The sequence below is a fragment of the Candidatus Ichthyocystis sparus genome (genome assembly GCF_900078745.1).
In the GTDB taxonomy this organism is placed as follows: Bacteria; Pseudomonadota; Gammaproteobacteria; order Burkholderiales; family 2013Ark19i; genus Ichthyocystis; species Ichthyocystis sparus.
In genome coordinates this window covers 1-5,606 of sequence record NZ_FKII01000005.1, presented here as the reverse complement: position 1 = coordinate 5,606, position 5,606 = coordinate 1, and the positions used below count along the sequence as shown (strand labels likewise).

Here is a 5,606-nt window from a genome sequence, read left to right as displayed (position 1 = left end):
CAGATGATGACGAAGGAGTTGACTCACCTACTAAAACTCTCGACTCAGAAGCAATAACTTCTGTAGCTAGTCCAACAATTGCTCTACCCAATACAGATGACTCCGTAGAAGAAGAGGAAACATCTGCATCTAATCCCGATGCACATAAAGATAAAGATGAAGATGAAGAAGACAAAGATGAAGATAAAGGTAAAATCGAAGGTGAAGAGGGAGGAGAAAGTGAATCATCCCCCGCCCCCATCAATGCAGAAGCAACACCTTCCGCGGTCGGGACCAAAACATCATCACTAATGCTCAAAAAAGAACCGACAGAGAGAGTTGGCACAGCAACAGACAAAGAAGATTCGACACTAGGTAGTGCTATAGAAGTAGAAATAATATCAGTCACAGATACACTACCAGACTGATCAGAAACAGTTGGCATAGCTAAACTTTCAGCTAATGGTGACAAAGAGGGGGAAATGTCAGAAGCTACTAACAACTCAGACGCAGGTGCAGGTGCAGGTGCAGACACAGAGGGGGAGGAAGATACAGCAACAACACTACCACTAGTAGATGCCTCTAAATATTCCATAACTAACTGCGTAACAAAGGCAGAGTGAAAATCTTCATATAGTCCTGATGCAGATCCTGATTCAGACGAAGATGCAGATCCTGATTCAGACGAAGATGCAGATCCTGATTCAGACGAAGATGATCCATCTTCTAAAACTCTCAAATCAGAAGCATCACTTTCCAGAGTAGAAACTGAACCATCAGCACTAATTCTAGAAAAACGCTCACCAGACAAAGATCCCAATTGCATCTCATATTGAGATTGAGGCTCAGGCTCAGAAGCAGATGGAGATAATGGTGCAAATGAAATCGAAGGTGGGGATGAAGGCGCAGGAGACAATTCACCTACTAAAGCTCCAAAATCAGAATAATTCGAAGGAGGACCATCAGAAGTAGAAGCAATATCATATAAATTAGCAGATCGATCTCTATAAGAAAGCGATTTAACAAATCTAGGAGAAAGACGATCATACTTCCCCTCCAATAGCAATAAAGATCTTAACTGTGTCTCAGATTGAGATGATAATTCAGACCGAAGTTGCGTAGAAGAAATAACCGGAGAATTAGTAAGCGCAGCAGTACTACTCACCGACTCCGTACCCTCAGCACATTTACTACTACCTCCTGATATATTGCCTTCACTTATCAGACGTCTTCGAGGAACAGTATCAACAGGAGACAAAGAAGATTCAGGCTGAGAAGATAATTCATGCTGAAACTTAAGTCGTGGAAGAGAGACAACCAAACGACGAGTAAGATCAATAGCACTACTTCCTGATTCCGTACCCTCAGCACATTTACTACTATCCCCTGATATCTTGCTTTCACTTATCACACATCTTTGAGGAACAGTATCAACAGGAGACAAAGAAGATTCAGGCTGAGAAGATAATTCATGCTGAAACTTAAGTCGTGGAAGAGAGACAACCAAACGACTAGTAAGATCAATAGCACTACTTCCTGATTCCGTACCCTCAGCACATTTACTACTATCTCCTGATATATTGCTTTCACTTATCACACATCTTTGAATAACAGTCTCAGTAACAGGAGGTAAAGAAGAACCTGCACCGTCGGGTGATGCTACAACAATACCACCTCCCAAAGTAGTACCTTCACCAGTAGCTTCACTACCACTTCCTGATATTTTGCTTTCACTTATCGCACGTGTTTGTGGAACAGACCCGGTAATAGAAGGCAAAGAAGATTTAGTACCATCAGGTGATACTACAACAACACCACCTCCTGAAGAAACAGCATCACTCGTAACATTAATACCACTTCCTAACGTCTTTCTCTTACATATAACACGTACAACACGTACTTGTGGAACAGTCTCAGTAACGATAGGCAAAGATGACTCAGCATTATCAGGCGATGCTGCAACAATACCACTTCCTGAAACAATATCATCACTTGTAGCCTTACCACTACTTCCTGATCCTGATGTTTCATTTTTACTTATCGAACGTATCACACGTGTTTGTGGAACAGACCCGGTAATAGGAGGCAAAGAAGATTTAGTACCATCAGGTGATAATACAACACCACCACCTCCTGAAGCAGCAGCATTCGTAATATTAATACCACTTCCTGATGCTTTACTTTTACTTATCACACGTATAATACGTACTTGTGGAGCGGTTTCAGCAACAACAGGCGAAGAAGACCCGGCATTATCAGGAGATACTGCAACAATACCACTTCCTGAAACAATACCCTCACCTGCAGCCTTATCACCACTTCCTGATGATTTGCTTTTACTTATCACACGTATCACACGTATTTGTGGAACAGAACCGGCAATGGGAGGCAAAGAAGATACAGTACCACCAGGTGATACTACAACAACATCACTTCCTGGTGTTTTGCTTTTACTTATCACACGTATCACACGTGTTTGTGGAATAGATTCAGTAACAATAGGCAAAGAAGATACAGTACCTTCAGGTAATGAATCAGGTTCAGGTTGAGATGGCAATTCAGACTGAAGTTGCAAACTGGAAGAAGAACTCATAGGATCAGCGGTAACACCTCCTGAAGTCGTACCCTTATCTGCAGTTTTATTGCCACTTTCTGATATCTTACCTTCATCTGTTGTACTTATCCGTATTTTTAAATCTGAAAGAGCTTCTTTTGATAACTTCTCTTTTACCTTACGTCTTTTTGAATCTGAAAGCGCTACTACAGGAACACCAGCAACATCGAGAACATTAATAACATCCTCACAACGAATACCACTCAACGATCCATCTTCTAGTTCAGCAAAAACGTCTCTAGCTACTTTATCCCACCTAGATTTAAATATATACTTCACTCTCACGGTAACAGCACAATCTATTTTCGACAAAAAAACTAATAAACTACCTCCACTTAATGGAACTGGCTTACAATCAGAGGAACTTGATAGTACTCTAATATAAGGAAGTGCACGTATAAAATCAGGACGGTACTTGTAATGGTATATACACAGACACCTAGCTATAAAACTAGATAGATGCAATTCTCTATACATCCTGCACCAAATAGCTAGCCCAACCCTAGAGAGCCCACTATTCATAGCCGTTAAGAGGTAATTATCCATAGAACAAGAATAAGACATGCGCGCAGATTCACAAACATCATGAAATAGCCTGGAAATTAGTTCATCACTATCAGGGTGCAACTTAAAGCCCAGCAAATCTACATATAGAATGGGCGACACCTCCCCAACAGTAGCACAAACAATTCCTGTATCGGAGTGAGTAGAAACATGAGCAGGAACACCACTGCCACTCGCGTATCTTCCTTCTGTAGTAGGAGCAGAAGAAGATCCATCCCCTGATGCTTTACACTTATCAACATCCTTACTATTTGTCTTTGTTTTGGAATATCGTGCTTTCAAATGCGATGTTGAAGACGATGCTACTAAGGGAATACCAGCAATGTCGAGAACAACAGTAAAATCTTCACAACTAATAGCATCCAAAGACTCCCCTTCTAGAGCACCAGAAATGCCGCAAAATACTTCATCCCAAATAGAGATAAAAATACGCTCCGCTCTACTGCGGATAACGGAATCTAGTCTCGATAAAAAACTAAGCAACCTATCCCCAGTTAACGTCTCTACACCACCGCCAGGAGAGTCGGACAATACTTTAATGTTAGGAAGAGAATGTATGAAACCAGGCATATGCTCGCCATAGTACTTAAAAAAACATCTGCGCACAAAAGTAGCCCTACACAGCACCTTATAAGTATTACACCAAATAATCCGCCCGGTCGTCGTAAGTTTATCTCTCACGTTTGATGGAAGTTGTTCGCTTAACCTACCCTTGTAAGGAACTCCAGCTAGTTCAACAGCTCTCAAAAGAAGATCACTAATTATTTGGGCACTATCAGGATGTAACTTAACTCCCAGCAAATCAGAAACATCCTGATCAGCAATAATGGCTGGAGAAGAAACAGCAGCAATACCAGATCTGGAGGTAGAAGCTTTGCCTATATCATCACAAGTACTCAACCCACCACCCACAGTGGTGGGTGAAATAGTAACAGTAGAGGCCTCAACTTGCCGCAAACCAACACTAGAAACATCACTCTGTACAACGCACCCTTTACCATCACCATCACTCTCTGAAGGATCACTAAAAGTAGCAGCGCTACCAGTCACAGGTACAGGATACATAAAAAAACCCTCTGTTTATTGCTATTATTATTCATTTATTATTTTTACTATCAACTCACACACCAACATTACGTAAAAGCTACAGAAGAGAAATGGGTACAGTCCCTCAAAGAAATGCACAAAACACCAAAAACAGGACCAGCAGCAAAGCATCACCACTATTGTATACGTATACAAATCCAAGAAACGTCACTCACACACAAAACAAGTGGCAGTCCGTACGTACAAAGAACACTACCAACATGACATGATATCTTGTATATAACTTAAAAAAACAAACATTTACACCCAACACATAACAATTAATTATACAAGTTAAGCATTAATATATAACTAATTAATTGCTAATTATTTAACTTAATAAACGTGCATCAATAAAATTAAAATTCAACAACCTATTTGATCGTCATTTACGCCACAGAAGAGAAGTGGAATGGCCACGTAAATGCAACTAAACGCACATAACATCACAAACAAGATCAGAAGCAAAACCTTACGTCATCACTTCTGTATCTCAATTCATGAAATTCACATCCAAAAGTAGCAATTCTCATGTTAATAGAAATTAATCGACATTCGTTTCAATGCTTTTATGTTTGATACAAAAAATTATATATAACTTAACAAGTATTTGTCATGTGCAACATAAATATCTAGTACAGATTACAGATTCTTGTATACGAATTTTATGATTGATTAATGCCGTTACAGTAAAAAATACAAGAGCGTAATTTATCCGTATAGAAATAGCTCACAAAGCTCACAACAAATAAAATCATGTAAAACTAATAGTAGGAGGAGATAAGATCAATTACCACAAATTACTCATTTCTTTTCCTTTTACGTCCTCTTCTCTGCACACCACCCTGAAGTGAGGAAGACAACCCTCCTCTACCACCTCTCATATACCCACTAGATTCACCAGCAGGTGGTGGTGAAGGTGGCAGGCCTCGATTCAGCAATGCTGCCAATCTCGCTCCCACATCATCAGCAGCAGTATCGGTAACAGCAGCCACTAGCGGAACATTACCAATATCCACAGGTGTAGAAGGGGAAGGTCCAGCAGATATCCCACTACTCATAGGCACCTCAAAATGCTCCTTAACTGATTGCATAATAAATGCTTTCTTAGGTCCATGAGGGTACCTAGAAGAACTACTACTAGCTGCCATGAAAGACTTACTAATAGCAGCAGAAACAGAAGAAGGGGCAGCAATCGGCACTACTAACTGCTCAGATGATGACGAAGGAGTTGATTCACCTACTAAAACTCTCGACTCAGAAGCAATAACTTCTGTAGCTAGTCCAACAATTGCTCTACCCAATACAGATGACTCCGTAGAAGAAGAGGAAACATCTGCATCTAATCCTGATACATATAAAG

2 protein-coding genes are annotated in these 5,606 nt (G+C 40.4%); both read right to left on the bottom strand.

Annotation, left to right across the window (positions count from 1 at the left end):
* On the bottom strand, positions 1-4,222 hold a 4,222-nt coding region (locus A6733_RS00125; RefSeq protein ID WP_176696721.1), incomplete at its 3' end, for a hypothetical protein.
* Between the two features lie 821 nt (positions 4,223-5,043).
* Positions 5,044-5,606, bottom strand: a 563-nt coding sequence (locus tag A6733_RS08580) for a hypothetical protein (RefSeq protein WP_176696720.1), incomplete at its 5' end; no start/stop codon positions are given.